Raw genomic sequence first — 18,510 nt, forward strand, 5'->3', positions numbered from 1 at the left:
TCAGTCCCAGCGCATCACGGAGCGCGCCGCCTCGGAGAATCCTCCGGAGCGGCGCGCTTCGCTCATGAGGGCGAGGTGTTCGACTCCTGAGACCTCGCGGAGGGCTGCGGGACCGACCTGCGTCCGCCACAGCGCGGCGAAGCGGACGGCGTCGTCGCGTCGGCGACCGATCTCGGCGGGGACGGCGACGAACGTCCGCGGGCGGTCGCGACCGGCCCGGCCCAGCACCGCGCGCACGAGGATCGACCCTGCGCCGCGATCGATCTCGAGGACGAACCGCGGGGAGCGGATCGGCGCGGTGAGCTCCTCGAGCGCTGCGCCGAACGAGCGCTGAGCGGACACCGGGGCGCTGGGCATGCGGATCCGGGCGCGCACGCGACCGCCCTCGAGCGGCTCGGTCTCGACGATCGGGCGATTCGGCACCGGGGCGACCCGGCCGGCGGCGACGAGGGCGTCCCACACCACGCCCGCGATGCGGCGGAGCGTCTCGGGGGCGTCGTTCGCCTGCCGACGTGTGCGGACCCAGGCGCGGCCGAACGGGACGGCGGCGACAGCCCCGCACAGCGCGACGAGCGCGGCGACGGGCGAGCCCACCGGGTGCGGCAGGAGCACCGCCGCCCCCAGCCCCAGCACGACCAGCGCGACCGCGGCGCCCAGGCTCGACCCCAGCGCCCGCGCGGCGACGACCGAGGTCGAGAACGTCGGGGCGCTGCGCGGACGTTCGATGACGGATGCCGCTTCTTCACGGTCGACGTAGGGCGTGCCGACGCGCCAGTCGGCGCGCGTCTGCGCCCGCGGCGGCACGGCCTCGAGACCGGACAGGGGCGCGAGCGAGGCTCCGGCGGTCTTCTCGCGCACCGCGTCGAGAGCCCGCCGGCGCTCCGCACCCAGCGCCGCGCCGATCCCGCGGACCACCTCGGCCGTTCGGTCGACGTCGAGCCCCCAGAGGCGGTCGTGCTTGGGGGTCAGGCGCGCGGCATCCGGCTGCGCCTGCAACGACGACGAGGGAGGCAGCATCGCGGTGATCGTCCAGTTGTGCGCGACCTTCTCGGGCCACGCGGGGTCGAGACGGAGCGTGCGCCCGCGCAGCTGCTGCGTCGCCGACGCCGTGGCCACCGCCGTCAGGTCGATCAGCGTGTTGACCGCCGGGCAGTCCCACCCCTCGCCGAACAGTCCCCGCGTGCCGACGACCACGTCGACGGCTCCCGAGGCGAGCAGTCGCGCCGCCACGCGGACGATGCCCGCGCCTGCGATCCCCCGCACCTCGAGGGCGGCGGGGTCGTCGTCGCAGGGCGCTGTCGTCGCCTCGACCCCTAGCTCGGCGGAGAGGACCGGCAGCAGGAGATCGGCGTCGACGGCCGCGATGCGCACCGTCGACGAGGTGACCAGCACGGCCCGCAGGCCTTGGGTCGCGGCATCCGTGATGACGACCGAGAACGTGCGCACGGCGCCCGCGCTGCCGAGCAGACCCCCGTGCGTGTTGCCGTGGGTGACGAAGTCGGTCACGACCAGGGCCCGCAGGCGCGTGCCCAGCTCCGCGCGCTCGCGGGCGAGCACGTCGCAGGCTCCGCGGTCCTTCGCGAGCGACGATGACAGCACCGTGTCGATCGCGTCGCGGGAGCGGCGCACGCCCCGGTCGGTCAAGGCGTATCCGAAGTCGGCGAGCAGGCGCTTCAGCCGCTGCCAGTCGGGTTCGCGCGAGGGGTCGGGCAGCACGCGTTCGAGGGCGTAGCGCCCGATCAGACGCACCGTCTCGTCGGTCGAGGGAGCGCGACGCGCGACGGCGGGCATCCGCGCGACCACCGGATGCCCGGGCGCGGTGAGCGCGAGCATCGCGGCGGCGGCCTCGGCGCCGGCGAAATCCGCCGCGAACGCCAGGGCGAGGCGGCGGTCGATCGCGGCGGCTTCGGCGTCGCGGTCGTCCGGCGCGGCTGCGGGTGGGGGCGCGAACGGGTCGGAGGGCGTCTCGGTGGCGGTGCGCGCGGGCGTGCCCGCCGGCGGGGGCTCGAGGGGATCGAGGGTCCCCGCGGGCGCCTCGGGAGGCTGCAGGGCGCGGACCAGGAAGTCGCGGCCCTCGCCGACCGAGAAGGTCGTGTGCAGGGCGACCTGCAGCGCCTCGGCGTGGGCGCCGAGGAACGCCTGCTCCTCGGCGGTGGGGGCGACAACGTGCACGAGGTCGCGGTACGGCGCGAGGTCGCCCTCGCGCACCACCGCCGGGACCGGAACCTCGAGATCGACGTCTCCGAGCAGCGAGACGTAGTTGTCGTACTCGTCGGCGTCGTCGGGCGAGGGAAGCGTCGCGGTCAGGCCGATCACGAGCGGGGCGCGCCCCGCCGCGCGCAGCCGCGCCAGCAGGGCCGCCACGACCAGCGCCCAGTGGTCGAGCAGGTGGTGGCACTCGTCGAGGATCACCGTCTCGACCCCGGCGTCGACGAGCCGGTCGATCAGCTCACGGGCGTGCGGGTGCAGCGACGCCATGAGCGCCTCGGCGTCGTACCGCGCGAGCGAGCGTCGCAGCGCACGGGAGCGGGACCGGATGCCGCGGCGGTGCGCCGGCGGGTTGCTCGACGCGAGAGCGTCGAGCCAGCGCTCGGCCTCGTCGGGCGTGCGCGCATCGGCCTCGAGTTCGTCGAGCCAACGCCGTCGGGCGAGACCGGCGAACGGGTCGGCGGAGTCGACGACGCTGATCGCCTGGTAGGTCAGCGCGGTGAGGGCGGCCGGGCTGTCGGGGTCGTCGGAGACGGCGGCGGTGTCGTGAGCGAGCCCCCGGGCGGCCGAGGCCCACTGCGCGCGGATCGCCGTGGTCGGGGCGAACACCACCGCGCGACCGCCGCGGCGCATCGCCAGCAGCAGACCGAGCAGGGTCTTGCCCGCCCCGGGCGGGGCGACGAGGTGCAGCGGCTCGCCGGCATCGACGTCGACACGGTCGAGGGCGTCGGCCTGGTACGCGCGGAGCGTCCCGTCGAACCGCCACGCCGACAGGGGACGCTGCGGATCGGTCGACACCGCGCCAGTCTAGGGAGGCACTGCGCCGCGACACGGCACAGGCCCGAGAGGACGTGCACGTGGACCTGAGGTGGCTCGACGCCCCCGCCGACGAGGTGGCCGCCGCCCTGGCATCCGCCGCTCCCCGCCCCCGACCGGACTGGGTGCCCACGGGACGCCAGGTGCTGCTGCACGTGAACAACACCATGCTGCTGTGGGCGCTGTTCGTGGTCTTCTTCTCGATCGGCGTCGCGGTCGACGGTTACGGCGACGGGACCGTGGGCCCGGGCGAGGCCACCGCGTTCTGGTGGGCCGTCGGCGTCTTCGTCGGGTGGTTCGCCCTCACCGTCGCGCTCTGGCGCTGGTCTCTGCAGCCTCGCGCGACCCGCGCGCGACTGCGGCAGGGGCGGCGCGAGCTCACGGCGCTCGCCAACGGCTTCCGCCCCGACGCGAGCGGACACGCGACCTTCACCTCGCTGGTGACCGACCACAGCGTCGGCGTCCGGGAGTATCCGCGGTTCGTCGCGGCCGGCGCCGAGTTCGGGACCGTGCGGGCGCGGGTTCCACGGGCGCGCCCATGGCAGTACCTCCTCGTGCGGCTCGCCTCGCCGCTCCCCCACCTGGTGCTGGACTCCCGCAGCAACGACGGCTGGGGCGCGGGCCTTCCGGCCGCGGTCGCCCGTCATCAGCAGCTCTCGCTCGAGGGCGACTTCGACCGGTCGTTCCGCACCTTCGCCCCCGACGGGTACGGCCCCGACGCGCTCTACGTGCTCACCCCCGACGTCATGGGCGCCCTCGTCGATCACGCGGCGGAGTTCGACGTCGAGATGCGCGACGACACCGTGGTCTTCTTCCGGCAGCTCGACGCGGACTACACCCGCGCAGCGGACTGGGAGCGAGTGGATGCCGCGCTGACGCACGTCGTTCCGCGTCTCGCCGCGCTCTCGCGCCGCTACGTCGACGAGCGCGTGCCCGGGCAAGGCGCGGTGGAGATCGCCGCCGCCGCGCGCGAGGTCGCGACCTGGCGACCGCCGTCGCCGCTGATCGGCCGCGACGGCAGACGCCTCGACGCGCGCACGCCCCAGACGGGACGACTCCCGGTCATCGCGAAGATCACGTGGATCGTCGTGCGCACGGGGCTCTACGTCGTTCCGGGGCTGTTCGCGTTCGCCGGCTTCATGTCGATCGTCGACGGACGCTGAGCCCGGCGGCATCCGGAACCGTCTTCACCGCCGCTCGCAGCGCCTGCTCCCGCGGGTCAGAGGCCGTTGCGGCGAGCGACCCACCCCGCGAGCAACGCGTGCGAGAGCGGCGCGATCGACACGATCATGAGGATCGTGCCCAGCACCGCCTGCTCGGCCTGCAGCAGCACGCCGCCGATGAGCAGGCCCGTGAACAGCACCGACGAGACGACCCGGCGCACCATGCGCTCGAGATCGCGCATGCGGCGCTCGATGCGCGGCGTCTGCACCGAGACCGAGCCATCTTCGAAGCGCGAGATGAGGTTGTCGGCGCGACGCGGGAGGCGCGCGGTGACGGCTGCCACCGCTCCGACTTCGCGCACGAAGGCCTGCGCGGTGTTGCCGCTCTCTTCGCGGATCAGGCGCTGGGCGTAGGGCTCGACGGCATCCCAGATGTTGAAGGCGGGATCGAGCGCGCTGCACATGCCACTGGTGAGCGACATCGCGCGCACGATCAGGAGGAAGTTCTCGGGCAGCTGGAACGGCAGCGATCGCACGACGTCGCCGAACTCGATCGCGAACGCGCGGAACTCGCGCGGATCGACCTCTTGCAGCTCGGCGAAGCCCATTCCGCCGAAGCGCGAGAACAGGCCCGTCATCGCGCGCTCCAGCTGCACGGTGTCGGCCGAGGGCAGCAGCACGCCGACATCGCGGATGCCGTCGACCAGGCCCTTCCCGTCGCGCGAGGCGGCGGCGATGAGCACGCGGCGGAGCCCCCGGCGCAGGCTCGGCGGGACCTCGCCCATCATGCCGAAGTCGATGAAGGTGAAGCGCCAGGCCGGGGTGCCGGCCTCGGTCGTGCCCTCGAGGGGCGTGACGAAGACGTTGCCGGGGTGCGGGTCGGCGTGGAAGAAGCCGTCGTCGAACAGCTGGTCGAACATCACCCGCGCGAAGCGGGCGGCGACCTCGGAGGGGTCGATGCCAGCGGCACGGAGGGCGTCGACGTCGTTGATCTTGATCGCGGTGACGTCTTGAAGGGTCAGCACGCGGCGGGTGGTGCGCTCCCACACGACCTCGGGCACGGCCACGCCGTCGGGTCCGCCGAAGTCGGCGGCGAAGCGCTCGGAGTTGGCCGCCTCGTGCAGGTAGTCGATCTCTTCGAGGCTCGTGATCGCGAACTCCTCGACGAGCGAGGGCATGTCGACGCGATCGCGGACCAGGGCGACCTTGCTGAGCCACACACCGACCTTGCGGAGGGCGCGCAGATCGACGTCGACGATCCGGTCGATGCCCGGGCGCTGGATCTTCAGCACGACGGCGCTCAGTCCGGTCTCGGCCGCCAGGTCGTCGGTGAGCACGGCGCGGTGCGCCTGGCCCAGCGACGCCGCCGCGAGGGGCCGCTCGTCGACGCTCGCGAACGCGCGCTCCAGCGGCATGCCGAGCTCTGCTTCGGCACGGGCGCGCATCTGCACGAACGGAACCGCGGGCACCTCGTCTTGCAGGCCCTCGAGCTGTTTGGTGATCGAGGGCGGCAGCACGTCGAGGCGCGACGACATGAACTGCCCGACCTTGATCATGAGACCGCCGAGGTCGACCGCGAGCACGTGGAAGCGCTGCGCGATGCGCTCGAGCCGGCGGGTGCGGCCCCGGGCGGAGATCCACCCGAGGCCGAACCGCGGCAGGAACAGCTCGTACCACCACGCCTGCACGAGGTAACGTGCGGCGAAACGCGTGATGCGGCGGTAACGGGCCTTCATGAGGGCGTCGTCGGTCATCGAATCTCCTGGATGCCGACGTGCGCCCCGCACGCGTCGAACGCGGTGAACCTCACCCCTGGGCGAGGATGGAGTAGAGCTTACGGCGCGCCTCTTCGATGATCTCGACCGCTTGCGCGATCTGCTCCTTGTCGCCCGTGCGGCCGACCTGCGCCGCCGCCTGAGCCAGCTCGATGCCGGCCTTGGGCAGCGCGGTCATGCGACCGCCGTCGCGGGATCCGGCCGACTCCCACGGCGCGGTGCGCTCGGTGGTCTCGTCGCCGGCCGCGGCGCGGCCCTCGGCGGTGAGCGAGTAGGTCTTGCGACCGTTCGACTCCTCGGCCTGCACGAGACCCTCGTCGGTCAGCAGCTGCAGCGTGGGGTACACCGAGCCGGGGCTCGGCTTCCACGAGCCGCCGCTGCGGTCTTCGATCTCGCGGATGATCTGGTAGCCGTGCATCGGCTGCTCGAGCAGCAGCGAGAGCACGGCCGAACGCACGTCGCCCTTGTTCATGCGGGGCGTCGTCGAGGCCTTCTGCTCGAACTGCGTGCGCAGCTGCTCGAGACCCTCGAGGATGTTGGACATCGGCCAGCCGGGGGTGTTGTTACCGCCGCGTCCGCCGAACGCGTCTCCCAGGAATGAACCACTCATGACGACCTCCTTCGCGCGGACCCGACCTGAGTCAGCGATACATAACGATATATCGCTGAGGGCCCCTGGAGGCTGGGAATCGGCCCGCGATCGCTCGACGTCGAGGCACCGCCGAAACGAACGCTGCGCTCCCCCGATGACGGGGAAGCGCAGCGAAAGTGCGGAGAGACTCAGTACCAGTTCATCGCTTGCGAGTGGCTCCAGGCGCTGCAGGGAGCGCCGTAGGCGCGATCGATGTAGTCGAGACCCCACTGGATCTGCGTGGCGGCGTTGGTCTGCCAGTCGGCGCCGAAGGTCGCCATCTTGCTCCCGGGGAGCGACTGCGGGATGCCGGTGGCACCGCCGTCGTTGTTGTAGGCCTTGTAGTTCCAGCCCGACTCCTTGTTCCACAGCGACGACAGGCACGAGAACTGGTCGCTGCCCCAGCCGTACTTCTCGGCCATGAACTGCTGGGCGTACGCGCGGGCACCCTCGGGGGTGTTGACGCGGGCGAGCGCGGCGGCGGCATCGGCCTGACGCTGCGCCTCGGCAGCCGCGGCGGCCTCAGCCTGCCGCTGCGCCTCGGCCGCGGCATCCGCCGCCGCCTTCTCGGTCTTCGCCTGCTCGAGGCTGCCCTTGACCTCGGCGACACGGGCCGAGACGCGCTCGGTCTCGGTCTGCGCGTTCTGGCTGAGCGCGGGCACGAGCAGCACGGGCAGCATGTCGCGCGAGTCGAGGCGGGTGACCGCGTCTTGCAGGGCCGAGGTGTCGACCGTCGCGTCGCCGATCGAGAGCGGCAGGCCGGTCGCGGCGACGTCGGCCTGCACGGCCTCGGCATTCGACAACGTCGACTGCGCGTCGTCGAGAGCGGAGGTCGCGCCGGTCACGACGGCGTCGATCGTGGGGGCGTTCGCCACCGAGAGCGTCGCGGCCGGAGCGGGGAAGGTCGCGGCCGAGGCGTCGGGCAACGACACCGGCGCGGCGATGGCTAGACCCGTGGTGGCGACGAGGCCGAGGGCGAGACCCGCACAGGTGGCGGCGGTGACGAGGGTGCGCCGGGCGCGGTTGACGTGGGTGATCTTGAGGTCGGAACGCAGCAAAAGTAATGGTCTTTCGTCGGGGGCACGCTCGTCGGGTTCGAGCGAGAGCTGTGTCGTTCGGGTCGACACAAGTCCCCGAGTGTGGGGGCCGGTTCTGAGCGTTATCTCTTCGTTACCTGAAAGGCCCGTGAGAGCGGGGCGCGTCGGGCGGGGTGCGCAGACACGCGGATGACCGGGTAATCGGCATCCGGGGACCCCCTGCGCTCACATGCGACAAAATATCCTCTGAACTGGTCTTTCTCTGGGGTCGCGACCCGCGCGGTGACCCTTCACCCGACGCGGCGCCCGCGGGCCTCCCCGCCGCAGAAACGAAAAGGCCGATCCGGCGGAGAAAAAATCCGCCGAATCGGCCCTCCGAGCCCCCAGGAGGCTCTGATCCGTCAGCCCCGGTGGGCGCGGTAGTAGTCCAGCAGCGCGCGCGTCGAGGCGTCCTGAGACGCCAGGGCGTCGGCGTCGCCCTCGATCGCGGGCGCGATCTGCAGGGCGAGCTGCTTGCCCAGCTCGACGCCCCACTGGTCGAAGGAGTTGATGCCCCAGATCGTGCCCTGCGTGAACACGATGTGCTCGTACAGCGCGATGAGCTGCCCCAGCACCGACGGGGTCAGCGAGGGCGCGAAGATCGACGTCGTCGGGCGGTTGCCCGGGAACGTGCGCGCGGCGACGAGGGCTCCGGTCGTGCCCTCGGCCTCGACCTCTTCGGCCGTCTTGCCGAAGGCGAGCGCCTTGGTCTGCGCGAGGAAGTTGGCCAGGAACAGCCCGTGCACATCGCGCCCGTCGTCGGCCAGCGGGTACGCGGGGTTCACGAAGGCGATGAAGTCGGCCGGGATCAGGCGCGTGCCCTGGTGGATGAGCTGGTAGAACGCGTGCTGGCCGTTGGTGCCGGGCTCCCCCCAGAACACCTCTCCGGTGTCGGTGGTGACGGGCGAGCCGTCCCACCGCACGGACTTGCCGTTCGACTCCATCGTGAGCTGCTGCAGGTACGCGGCGAAGCGGTGCAGCTGCTGGGCGTAGGGCAGCACGGCGTGCGACTGCGCGCCGAGGAAGTTCGTGTACCAGACGTTGAGGAGTCCCATCAGGACCGGCACGTTCTGTTCGAGCGGGGTGGATGCCACGTGCTCGTCGACCGTGTGGAAGCCGGCCAGCAGCTCGCGGAAGACGTCGGGTCCGAGGGCGATCGCCAGCGACAGGCCGATCGCGGAGTCGACGGAGTAGCGCCCGCCCACCCAGTCCCAGAAGCCGAACGCGTTGGTCGGGTCGATGCCGAACGCCTCGACCTTGTCGAGAGCGGTGGACACGGCGACGAAGTGGTGGGCCACGGCGTCGGTGCGGGCCTCGTCGGAGTCGGCGATGGCCCCCTTCTCGGCGAGCTGCGCCCACAGCCAGTCGCGCGCGAGGCGGGCGTTGGTCAGCGTCTCGAGGGTGGTGAACGTCTTCGACGCGACGATGAACAGCGTCGTCTCGGGGTCGAGGTCGGCGGTCTTCTGCGCGATGTCGGTGGGGTCGATGTTCGACACGAACCGCGCGTGGATGCCGGCGTCGGCGTACGGGAGCAGGGCCTCGTAGACCATGACGGGGCCGAGGTCGCTGCCGCCGATGCCGATGTTGACGACGTGCGTGACCTTCTTGCCGGTGACGCCGCGCCACTCGCCCGAGCGCACGCGGTCGGCGAAGGCGCTCAACCGGTCAAGCACCTCGTGAACGTCGTGGTCGATCTGCTGACCGTCGACGACGAGGGCGGGCGCGGCGCCGGCCGGGCGACGAAGGGCGGTGTGCAGCACGGCCCGGTCTTCGCTGGTGTTGAGGTGCACGCCGCGGAGCATGTCGGCGAAGCGCTCGCGCACGCCCGTCTCGTCGGCGAGCGCGAGGAGGGCCTCGAGCACCTCGGGGGTGACGAGGTTCTTCGACAGGTCGACGTGCAGGTCGCCCATCGTGCGGGTGAGGGTCGCGGCACGGTCGGCGTCGGCGGCGAACCAGCCGCGCAGGTCGGGCTCGAACCCGTCGCGCAGAGCGGTGAGGCGGGACCAGGCGGAGGTGGAGGTGGGGTCGATAGGCGCAGTCACAGACCCCACGCTAGCGAGCATCGGGCCGGCGCGCGGGCCGGATGACGAACACCGCGCGACGCGCTAGGCGCGCTCGACCGACGGGGGCACCGGGAGGGCGATCTCGCGCGCGTCGTCCCACGGTTCGGTCCACCCGAGCCGGTCGAAGAGTCCGTCGAGGAGCATCGCGGTGAAGCCCCAGACGGTCTGCGGTCCGCGCGGCGTCTCGAGCGAGAACGCGGGGCCCCGCCACTCCCGGCCGTCGCGGCGGATCACGGTGACCCCGCGCCGGTCGGGGTCGAGCAGGTCGGCGACGGGGGCGCGGAACACCTCGGCCGATTCGGCGGCGTCGACCGCGCGCACGGGCGTCGGGCGCGTCCACCATCCCAGCACCGGGGTCACCTCGTGACGGGAGAACGCCAGGGGGACGTTCTCGAGCGTCCCCAGCACGTCGACTCCGCTCGGGTCGAGCCCCGTCTCTTCGCGCGCTTCGCGCAGCGCCGCCGCCACGGCATCCGCGTCTTCCGGATCGAGCCGCCCCCCGGGGAACGCGACCTGCCCGGGGTGGGCGCGCAGGGTGCTCGCTCGCGCGAGCAGGAGGACGTCGAGGTCGCTCGGGACGGTGCTCGACGCCCGGCGGCTGGGCACCCCGTCGAGCACGCCGAAGAGGATGAGCACCGCCGCCGCGCGCGCCTCGCCCTCGACCGGCAGCGCCTGCAACGCCGGAGAGACGTCGCCGAGGCCGCGCGCGAGCAGGGCTTCGAGCTGGGCGCGGGGCGAGGACATGCTCCGAGGCTATGCCGTGACGGCGGACCGCGCGGTCGCCTCCCCGGCGGCGGGTGCATCGGAGGCGGGAGCGTCGGGACCGGACGCGTCGGGCACGTCGATCCAGCGGGGGTGGGCGGAGCTTCCGACCCGCACGCGACGCATCGGGGCACTCGGGGGCTCGGGCGTGACGGGACCGGCGGGGTCCGCGGCATCCGCAACCGACTGCTCGATCGGGACGGGGACGGATGCCGTGTCGGCGGCGATCGCCACGGGCGGTGCCGCGAGGGCCTCGGCGATGATGCGACGCGGGTCGTACCGCCGGGGGTCGAGGGCGCGCCATTCGGTCGCGTCGGCGGGGACCCCGAGCTCGGTCGCGGCGCGGTGCCGCGCGGCATCCACCATTCCGCGAAGCGCGCGAAGGAGGGACGCGAGGCGCGCGACCACCGCGGGCAGCCGCTGCGGACCGATCACCACCGCGGCGATGAGCCCCACGAGCAGGAGCTTCTCGAGGGTCAGGCCGAACATGAGGTCTCCTCCGACGCCGACGCCCGGGCGAGGGCGCGGTCGTGCAGGGCGGCGATCGCGAGCGCCGCGGCGTACAGGGCGGTCATCGGAACGGCGACGACGAACATCGACATCACATCGGCCGACGGCGTCGCGAGGGCGCTGAAGAGCACGATCGCCACGACCGCGTACCGCCAGCTGTGCGCGAGAGCGCGGGCCGAGACGATGCCCGCGAGGTTCAGCACCACCAGCACGACCGGCAGGACGAAGGCGAGGCCCGTCGCGATGACGATCTTGAGGGCGAAGTCGATGTAGGCGCCCGCGTCGAGGATCGTGGAGTCGTCGCTCGAGGCGAAGCCCGCCAGCACCGACACCATGTGCGGGAACAGCAGCAGTCCCGTCGCGCACCCGGCGGCGAACAGCGGAACCGCGGCCCCGACCGAGCCGAGGACGTAGCGCCGCTCGCGCCGCGTGAGCCCCGGGAGCACGAACGCGAAGAGCTCGTACAGCCAGACCGGGCTCGACAGGACGAACCCGGCGATCAGGGCCACGCGAAGGCGCAGGTCGAAGGCTCCGGTGACGCTGTCGAAGTTGAGGCTCGCGTTGCGCTCGGCCGCGATCTGCGCGATCGGCGCGCGGACCAGGTCCATCACCGGTTCGTACAGGAACCAGCCGGCGAGGGCGCAGACCGCGAGGGCGACCGCCGCCCGCACCGCGCGCCGCGTCGCCTCGTCGAGGTGCGCCGCGACGGGCATGGCGGCCGACCGGGGAGTCTCGGATCGAGGGGACGCGACGGTGGGAGCGGCGGCGGAGGTCACGGCGCGCTCGGGGGTGCGAGGACGGATGCCGAAGCGGACGCGCCCTGCGCCCGGGCCGGGGCCTGCGGGTCGGGCTCGGCGGCGGCGTCCGCGCGGGACTCGCTCACCTCGGTCTTGAGGATGCGCACCGACTGACCGAGGCTGCGGGCGAGGGCGGGGAGCTTGGCGGCTCCGAAGATGAGGACGATGACCGCCAGCACGATCAGCGCGTGCCAGCCGGTGAGGTTCTGCAGCATGGGAGGGGTTCCTTTCGAGGGAGGGGTCAGCGCCCGCCGGGCGCACCGCCGGGCATCGCGCCCGCGGTCGGGGTGGTGGCGGTGTCGACGCGGACGCCGAGGGCCACCGTCCACCCGGTGGTGTTGTCGCCGGTGGCGGTGGCGAGCTCGAGGGCTCCCCCGTCGTCGCCGAAGACGTTGTCGCTCTCAAGCGACACCCGGGTGAGGTTGGATGCCGAGGAGGGGTACGCCGCGTCGGCGTAGACCACGTCGCACGCGGCCTGCGGCAGGGCGACCTGCGAGGTGGCGATCGCGTTCGAGGCGTCGGTGATGGCATCCACGTTCGGGTACACCTCGAAGTGGATGTGCGGCCACCGGCCGTCGTAGCAGCCGGGGAAGATCGAGGTGAACGACACGACGCCGTCGCTGCCGACGACCTGGACGCCGCGGAGGTAGCTCTCGTTCTCGATCCCCGAGGAGTACATCGAGTAGCGGCCCTGGTCGTCGCAGTGCCAGACGTAGACGGCGGCACCCGCGAAGGGCACGTCGCCGTTGGCGGAGTCGAAGATCGTGAGGTTCAGGGTCATCGGAACGCCCGAGGCCGTGGCTCCGCCGTCGAGGCTCGAGCGGAGGTCGCTGCGGACGATGCCGGACTGCTCGAGGATGTCGGGGCCGTTCGAGCCGTCGCCCGGGTAGGGGCCGGCGGTCTCGTCGGGGATCTCGCCCGAGGGGAGGGCGGCGGCCGCGCTCGTCGCGGTGGCGCTCGGGGTCGCGCTCGCCGTGGGCGTCGCGGTCGGGGTCACCGTCGCGGTTGTCGTGGCGGCGCCGGAAGCCGAGGGAGCGCACGCGGCCAGCGTGGCGGTTCCGGCGCCCAGCACGACCAGGCCCAGGATGCCGCGCCGCGAGACCAGCGTGCGGATGTCGAAGGGCGCGCCCTGGTCGACGACGGGTTCGTCGGCGCGGTCGAGCAGACGGCCCTCGTAGGCGGGGCCGTCGGGGGTCATCTGGGTGTCGGGGATTCTGCTCACGGTGTGCTCCATCGGTCGAGGCGGGTGTCGATGAAGCGACGATGACGCAGGGACCCTGCCCCCTCCCTCACCGAATCTATGGACTGGCTATGCGCGCCGGATCCGCCCGGGATCCGCCGTCCCCGCCCCTGGTGCACGTGTCAGGATGAACGAGGGAGGTACGCGATGACCGGAACACTGCACGCCGTGACCCTCGTCGTGAACATGCCGATCACCAAGATCGACGCCCTCGACGCGATCGCCTTCGCCGCCGACGGGGGTGTCGACGGTGCGGGCACGATGAGCCCGCGCGTCTGGCTCGCCCCGCACGCGTGGGCAGAGGTCGAGATCCCCAAGTTCGCCGATCCCCCGCCGTTCGCGATCGACGTGTACTCCGACGTGTCGGGCGCGGTGGCGTGGGCGCAGGCCCGGCGCCTGTTCGACGCCCTCGAGCGCTTCGGCTGGAACGTGAGCCCGCCGCGCGCGGGGGTGCAGTGAGCGAGACCGCCGCGCCGCGGCCGCGTCTGCTCTACGTCGAGGACGACGCCGAGATCGCCGCGATGACGCTCGAGGTGCTCCGCGAGACCTATGACGTCGTGCACGAGGCCGACGGGCTGGCGGGTCGCGACCGGGCGCTGCGCGAGAGTTTCGAGGTGATCCTGCTCGACCGCCGTCTTCCCGGCCGCGACGGCGCCGAGATCGTGCGCGACCTGCGCACCGCCCACATCACGACCCCCGTGCTGCTGCTCACGGCGCTGGGTGCCGTCGCCGACCGCGTCGAGGGGCTGGATGCCGGTGCGAACGACTACCTCCTCAAGCCCTTCGACTTCGACGAGCTGCTCGCGCGGCTGCGCGCGCTGCGGCGCGGCTTCCGCGCCGAGGGGCGTCGACGCGCGGTCGCCTACTGGACCTACCTCCCCGACACGGCCGTGGTCTACGGCCCCTCCGGCGAGCGCATCGCCCTCACCTCGACCGAGAACGCCGTACTCGAGCTGCTCACCCGGAGCCCCGACCACGTCTTCTCGCGCGAGGAGATCGCCCGCGCGGTGTTCTCGTCTCCGGATGCCGTGACCACCGTCGACACGTACGTGCACTACCTACGCCGCAAGACCGCGACCGATCTCGTTGAGACCGTGCGCGGGCGCGGGTATCGCGCGGGGGCCGAGCGGTGAGCGCCGACGACGACCGGCAGGTCGTCCGCCGGGCCGCGCTGAGGGTGGGCACGCTCGTCGCGGGCGCGTCGGCGGTCGCGATCGCCGTGGGTGTCGGCATCCTCGTCGCCGTTCTGGTGGCGCAGGCGCGCACCGAGGGCGGGGGTCGGCGCGTCCCGGGCGGCGCACCGATGGGCGACCGCTTCGTCGTCGACCTCGACGACGTGCTGCCGTGGATCCTCGGCCTGGGTCTCGTCGGGGTCGTGGTGCTCGGGCTGGTCGGCTGGGCCGCGGCCCGCTGGTCGGTTCGACCGCTGGACGAGGCGCTGCGCCGGCAGCGCGCGTTCGTCTCCGACGCGAGCCACGAGCTGCGCACGCCGCTGACCGCTCTGACGAGTCGCATCCAGATCGTGCAGCGACGCCTGCACCGCGGCGAACCCGCCGACGAGCCGCTTGATCAGCTGCGGCGCGACGCCCAGATCATGGACGACGTGCTGGCCGACATGCTGCTGACCGCCGAGGGCGAGGTGCACACGGGCACCGCGCGGGTCGACGACAGCGTGCGGGCGGCGACCGACGCCCTCGCCTCTCTCGCGGACGACGCGGGAGTGCACCTGCGTCCGGGCGAGCTGACGATCGCGACCGTCGCGGTCCCCGCGGTCACCGTCGTGCGCATGTGCACGTCCCTGCTCGACAACGCCATCGGGCACACGCCCGCGGGCTCCGAGGTCACGGTCACCGCCGACGCCAACGAACGCGAGGTCGTCGTCCGCGTGGAGGACGGGGGAAGCGGCATCCGCGACGACGATCTGCCCCGCATCTTCGAACGCTTCGCGCGCGGGGCGGAGTCGGGCCGCCGCCGGGGGTTCGGTCTGGGCCTGGCGCTCGTGCGCGAGGCGGCGACCCGCTACGGCGGCAGCATCGAGGTCGAGCGCACCTCACCCGCGGGCACGGTGTTCGCCCTGCGTCTCCCCCGCGCCCGCTGACCGCCCGGACTCAGCCGACCAGCGCGTCGTGGAACGCCGACACCTCGACCCGACCGGCGAAGCGGCGCGTGCGGCCGTGCTCCCACACGATCCCGGATGCCACGGGGGCCACCGGCATCCAGTCGAGGTCGTCGATCCCGGCGATGGCCGCCACGGTGGCCCAGGCGTCGGCGGTGGTGAGGTCGTCGGCGATGATCGTCGCGCTCACGGGACCCGCGAGGTGCACGCCCGTGCGCGGATCGACGAGGTGCGCGCCGCGCTCGGACGTGCCCGAGGTGGCGACGGCCCCGTCGACGACCTCGACCGTGGCCAGCAACTCGCCCTCGTGGGTCGGGTGCGCGATGCCGATGCGCCACACGTGGTCGCTCGTCGCGGCCGTGCGGAGGCGCATGTCTCCGCCCACGTTGACGCCGACCGCCTCGATCGCGCCGTCGGCGAGCATCTCGTCGAAAGCCCGGGTCGCGGCATCCGTCGACCATCCCTTCACATAGCCGGTCGGATCGAACCAGCCCCGCCAGTGCGCGTCGAAGCGGCCGCCGCCGCGCTCCCGCAGAACGCGGCAGTCCGCTGCCACCTCGGCCACCCGCGGATCGACGTCGCCGAGCTCGAGCCCCTCGTCGCGCAGCCGCGAGATGTCGGAGTCGTCACGGTAGGTCGAGAACACCCGCTCGTCGTCGCGCAGGCGCGCCACGCATGCGGCGATCGCCCGCTCCACGCGGTCGGTGCGCTCGCCGACGACGGTGATCGAGGCGACCGTTCCCATCACGGGTTCGACGACGGTGAACGCTCCGGTCATGCGCGGGCCTGATCGAGGGCGGACTGCAGCGAGGTGCGGTACCCGGTGCTGGTGTAGGTGGCGCCCGAGACCATGTCGACCTGGGCGCTCTGCGCCTGCACGGTCTCTTTCACCAGCACGGGCAGGGCGCGCGAGTTGATCTGCTGGTCGCGTCCGCTCTCGGAGGGGTACTGCGGCACCTGCACGTCGGTGATCGCGCCGCCCGACACGGTGATCTGCACCTGCACGGGACCGAAGCGGGTGTTCGCCGCCTGGCCGGTGAAGGTGCCGTCGGCGAGGCCGCTCGAGGAGGTCTGCGCGCCCGAGGTCGAGCCGCTCGAAGTCGAACCGGAGGAGGCGGATGCCGAGGGGCTCGGCGTGGTCGTCGTGGTCTTCGGAGCCGTGGCGACCCCCGACGAGGGGGCATCGGCGAGCGCACTCGTCGACTCGGGGACCGTCGAGGTGCGGTAGCTGAACAGCAGCACGAGGCCGGTGACGGTCGCCATGAGGGCGTAGACGATCTTCTTCATCGGATTCTCCTCAGACGGTGAAGGCTTCGAGGTGGACGCGCTCCGCGGGAACGCCGGCGCGGCGGAGGTCGGCGCGCACGGCATCCATCCACGGCTGGGGGCCGCAGAGGAACACGTCGGTGTCGGCGGGTCGCGGGGCGACGTAGCGGACGAGGTCGGCCCCCGCCCACTGCGCGTGGGAGGTCGGCAACCACGACGAGGTGGTCAGGGCTCGACGGCCGGGCAGCGGCGCGTGGCGCAGGCCCCGCTCCCGCACGAGGCGGTCGATCGCGTCGGCGCGCAGGGCGTCGGCGGCGGTGTGGTCGCGCACGATGAGCGTCGCCTCCCCCGGGGCCCAGTCGGCCTCTTCGAGCATCGCGACCAGCGGCGCGACTCCCGCACCGGCGCCGATCATGAGCAGGTGTCCGCCGCGGCGTTCGTCGGCGGTCATCGTGCCGTACGGGCCCTCGATGAGCACGCGCGTGCCGGGGCGGAGCGCGGCGAGACGCTGCGTGCCGTCGCCGACGAAGCGGGCCGAGATGACGAGCTCGCCATCGGCCGGGTCGGTGGCGAGCGAGAAGGGGTGCCCGCGCGTCCAGCCCGCCCCATCGAGGAAACGCCAGATGAAGAACTGTCCGCCGCGGGCCTTCAGCGCGTCGATCCGGCGCCCGGTCATGCGCACCGAGACGCCGCTCTGGCCGTCGCGTTCGACGGCGCTGACCCGGATGCCGTGGCGCAGCGACGTCGCCAGCGGAAGCCCGAGGCGGAAGACGACGACCGTCGCCACGGTCACGCCCCACATCGCCCACCAGTACACGGTGGCGGCGGAAGAGACGGTGAAGTCGGCACCCGTCCACAGCATGTGCGGAATGGCGAGGCCGACGCCGAGGTAGCCGTACAGGTGCAGCAGGTGCCACGACTCGTACCGCAGGCGCTTGCGGGCCTTGTGCACCGACGTCACGACGACCAGCAGCAGCAAGCCGGTTCCCGCGGTCGCCAGCAGCATGCCCAGGTAGTCCCACACGAACTGCCACGCCTGCACCACGGGGTTGATGCCCGCCTGCACCGCGTAGCCGAGGATCTGCAGCCCGATGTGCGCCGTGAACAGCGCGAACGACCAGAATCCGACGACGCGGTGCATGCGGGTGATGCCGTCGCGGCCGAACCCCCGCTCGAACAGCGGCACGCGCGCCATCAGCAGCACCTGGTAGAAGAGCAGGTTCGCGGATGCCAGGCCCGCGGCGCGACTGAGGGAGTTGAGCGAGTCGGCTCCCCCGGCCAGCAGCGACTGCACTTCGCCGCCCGCGACCCACACGGCCACGACGACGAGGCTCGTCGCCCAGATGACCACGATCGCGGCGAGGTTCCACAGCGGCCGCGTGTGCGGCCTTCTCCGCGCTACCCGGCGAGCGCGGCGCACGGTGGCGGCGGGCGGGGCGGCGAGGGCGGGTGCTGCGGTCATGCGCTCAGCGTGCCCGCGCGCTCCCCAGACGGCTCCAAGAATGGGACGCCCGGGGTCGATGCATAGCAAACACGTAGTTTCGTGTCTCGCCCGGCGCGACCCCCCTCCGCCCGGCACGCGCCGGTGCGCAGGAGGATCAGCTCGCCGAGGGCGTCTCGCCGTGAGGGGGCAGGCTCGCGTAGTACTCGTCGGTGACGGGCTCGAGCCACTCGTTCCTCACGCCCTCGCCGGGGGTGAGGAAGGCCAGGTGCGAGAACCACGAGTCGACCTTCGCACCGTGCCAGTGCTTCGTTCCGGCCGGAACACGGATCGCGGTGCCGGGGACCATGCTGATGGGCTCTTCGCCTTCGGCCTGGAACCAGCCGGACCCGGCGGTGCACAGCAGGATCTGATCGCCGCCACCGGCCTCGCCGTGGTGGATGTGCCAGTTGTTGCGGCACGACGGCTCGAACGAGATGTTGGCGACCGGAACGGCGCCGTCGACGATCGGGGCGTTGAAGCTGCGCCCGGTGAAGTACTGCGCATAGGCGTCGTTGCTCGGACCGAGCGGGAAGATCTGCTCGAAGGGGGTGTCTGACATGGTGTCTCCTCGGGAGTTCGTGCCCGCCGTCGGGGCTGATCCCAT

The 18,510-nt window shown here is 72.6% G+C and carries 18 protein-coding genes; 4 read left to right on the forward strand and 14 right to left on the reverse strand.

All coding sequences use genetic code 11. From position 1 onward, the window contains the following. Positions 1 to 3,006: a hypothetical protein gene (locus ABXS86_RS03870; protein ID WP_353665673.1), complete on the reverse strand. Its 3,006-nt coding sequence runs from the start codon at positions 3,004 to 3,006 to the stop codon at positions 1 to 3. Positions 3,007 to 3,065: 59 nt separating this feature from the next. On the opposite strand from ABXS86_RS03870, the gene ABXS86_RS03875 reads away from it, so the two are divergent. Then, positions 3,066 to 4,187, forward strand: a complete 1,122-nt coding sequence (locus tag ABXS86_RS03875) for a hypothetical protein (protein ID WP_353665674.1) — start codon at positions 3,066 to 3,068, stop codon at positions 4,185 to 4,187. 56 nt (positions 4,188 to 4,243) lie between these two features. Here the strand turns inward: ABXS86_RS03875 and ABXS86_RS03880 are convergent, their stop codons facing one another. The 9 genes from ABXS86_RS03880 to ABXS86_RS03920 all read right to left on the reverse strand — a co-directional run bounded on the left by ABXS86_RS03880 (position 4,244) and on the right by ABXS86_RS03920 (position 13,023). After that, positions 4,244 to 5,941 (reverse strand): ABC1 kinase family protein, encoded by a 1,698-nt coding sequence (locus tag ABXS86_RS03880; RefSeq protein ID WP_307210657.1) that lies wholly within the window; start codon positions 5,939 to 5,941, stop codon positions 4,244 to 4,246. Positions 5,942 to 5,993: 52 nt separating this feature from the next. Then, a complete protein-coding gene (locus ABXS86_RS03885) occupies positions 5,994 to 6,572 on the reverse strand; it encodes a PadR family transcriptional regulator (protein WP_353665675.1) in 579 nt (192 codons plus the stop codon). A 170-nt stretch (positions 6,573 to 6,742) separates the two neighbouring features. Further along, positions 6,743 to 7,720, reverse strand: coding sequence for a phospholipase (locus ABXS86_RS03890; protein ID WP_353665676.1), 978 nt, complete (start codon positions 7,718 to 7,720; stop codon positions 6,743 to 6,745). Positions 7,721 to 8,031: 311 nt separating this feature from the next. Next, positions 8,032 to 9,732 carry a glucose-6-phosphate isomerase gene (gene pgi / locus ABXS86_RS03895; protein ID WP_353665677.1) on the reverse strand — a complete coding sequence of 567 codons (1,701 nt, stop codon included), beginning with the start codon at positions 9,730 to 9,732 and terminating at the stop codon, positions 8,032 to 8,034. Between the two features lie 42 nt (positions 9,733 to 9,774). Next, the gene (locus ABXS86_RS03900; RefSeq protein ID WP_353665678.1) at positions 9,775 to 10,476 is read right to left on the reverse strand and encodes an NUDIX hydrolase; all 702 of its coding nucleotides are present in this window, start codon (positions 10,474 to 10,476) and stop codon (positions 9,775 to 9,777) included. 9 nt (positions 10,477 to 10,485) lie between these two features. Then, positions 10,486 to 10,983 carry a Sec-independent protein translocase TatB gene (locus tag ABXS86_RS03905; protein ID WP_353665679.1) on the reverse strand — a complete coding sequence of 166 codons (498 nt, stop codon included), beginning with the start codon at positions 10,981 to 10,983 and terminating at the stop codon, positions 10,486 to 10,488. Next, positions 10,971 to 11,780 (reverse strand): twin-arginine translocase subunit TatC, encoded by an 810-nt coding sequence (tatC, locus tag ABXS86_RS03910; RefSeq protein ID WP_353665680.1) that lies wholly within the window; start codon positions 11,778 to 11,780, stop codon positions 10,971 to 10,973. The genes ABXS86_RS03905 and tatC overlap by 13 nt, the downstream gene beginning before the upstream one ends. Further along, positions 11,777 to 12,016: a twin-arginine translocase TatA/TatE family subunit gene (locus tag ABXS86_RS03915; protein WP_353665681.1), complete on the reverse strand. Its 240-nt coding sequence runs from the start codon at positions 12,014 to 12,016 to the stop codon at positions 11,777 to 11,779. The genes tatC and ABXS86_RS03915 overlap by 4 nt, the downstream gene beginning before the upstream one ends. A 26-nt stretch (positions 12,017 to 12,042) precedes the next feature. Next, positions 12,043 to 13,023, reverse strand: coding sequence for an intradiol ring-cleavage dioxygenase (locus ABXS86_RS03920; protein WP_353665682.1), 981 nt, complete (start codon positions 13,021 to 13,023; stop codon positions 12,043 to 12,045). A gap of 165 nt (positions 13,024 to 13,188) precedes the next feature. Here ABXS86_RS03920 and ABXS86_RS03925 point away from each other — a divergent pair, with 165 nt between their 5' ends. Genes ABXS86_RS03925 through ABXS86_RS03935 form a run of 3 tightly spaced genes read left to right on the forward strand, consistent with a single transcriptional unit; the run spans position 13,189 to position 15,139 of the window. Then, positions 13,189 to 13,500 carry a hypothetical protein gene (locus ABXS86_RS03925; RefSeq protein ID WP_056227956.1) on the forward strand — a complete coding sequence of 104 codons (312 nt, stop codon included), beginning with the start codon at positions 13,189 to 13,191 and terminating at the stop codon, positions 13,498 to 13,500. Then, the gene (locus ABXS86_RS03930; RefSeq protein WP_307210632.1) at positions 13,497 to 14,174 is read left to right on the forward strand and encodes a response regulator transcription factor; all 678 of its coding nucleotides are present in this window, start codon (positions 13,497 to 13,499) and stop codon (positions 14,172 to 14,174) included. Before ABXS86_RS03925 ends, ABXS86_RS03930 begins: the two co-directional genes overlap by 4 nt. Beyond that, a complete protein-coding gene (locus ABXS86_RS03935) occupies positions 14,171 to 15,139 on the forward strand; it encodes a sensor histidine kinase (protein ID WP_353665683.1) in 969 nt (322 codons plus the stop codon). Before ABXS86_RS03930 ends, ABXS86_RS03935 begins: the two co-directional genes overlap by 4 nt. 10 nt (positions 15,140 to 15,149) lie before the next feature. Here the strand turns inward: ABXS86_RS03935 and ABXS86_RS03940 are convergent, their stop codons facing one another. The 4 genes from ABXS86_RS03940 to ABXS86_RS03955 all read right to left on the reverse strand — a co-directional run bounded on the left by ABXS86_RS03940 (position 15,150) and on the right by ABXS86_RS03955 (position 18,465). After that, entirely contained in the window at positions 15,150 to 15,935 is a 786-nt protein-coding gene (locus ABXS86_RS03940; RefSeq protein WP_353665684.1) for an FAD:protein FMN transferase, read from the reverse strand. Next, a complete protein-coding gene (locus tag ABXS86_RS03945) occupies positions 15,932 to 16,444 on the reverse strand; it encodes an FMN-binding protein (protein ID WP_353665685.1) in 513 nt (170 codons plus the stop codon). The genes ABXS86_RS03940 and ABXS86_RS03945 overlap by 4 nt, the downstream gene beginning before the upstream one ends. A gap of 10 nt (positions 16,445 to 16,454) precedes the next feature. Further along, positions 16,455 to 17,885, reverse strand: a complete 1,431-nt coding sequence (locus ABXS86_RS03950) for a ferredoxin reductase family protein (RefSeq protein ID WP_353665686.1) — start codon at positions 17,883 to 17,885, stop codon at positions 16,455 to 16,457. A gap of 136 nt (positions 17,886 to 18,021) precedes the next feature. After that, positions 18,022 to 18,465 carry a cupin domain-containing protein gene (locus tag ABXS86_RS03955; protein ID WP_353665687.1) on the reverse strand — a complete coding sequence of 148 codons (444 nt, stop codon included), beginning with the start codon at positions 18,463 to 18,465 and terminating at the stop codon, positions 18,022 to 18,024. Positions 18,466 to 18,510 lie beyond the last annotated feature (45 nt).

Source organism: Microbacterium sp. che218 (assembly GCF_040436305.1).
Taxonomy (GTDB): domain Bacteria; phylum Actinomycetota; class Actinomycetes; order Actinomycetales; family Microbacteriaceae; genus Microbacterium; species Microbacterium algihabitans.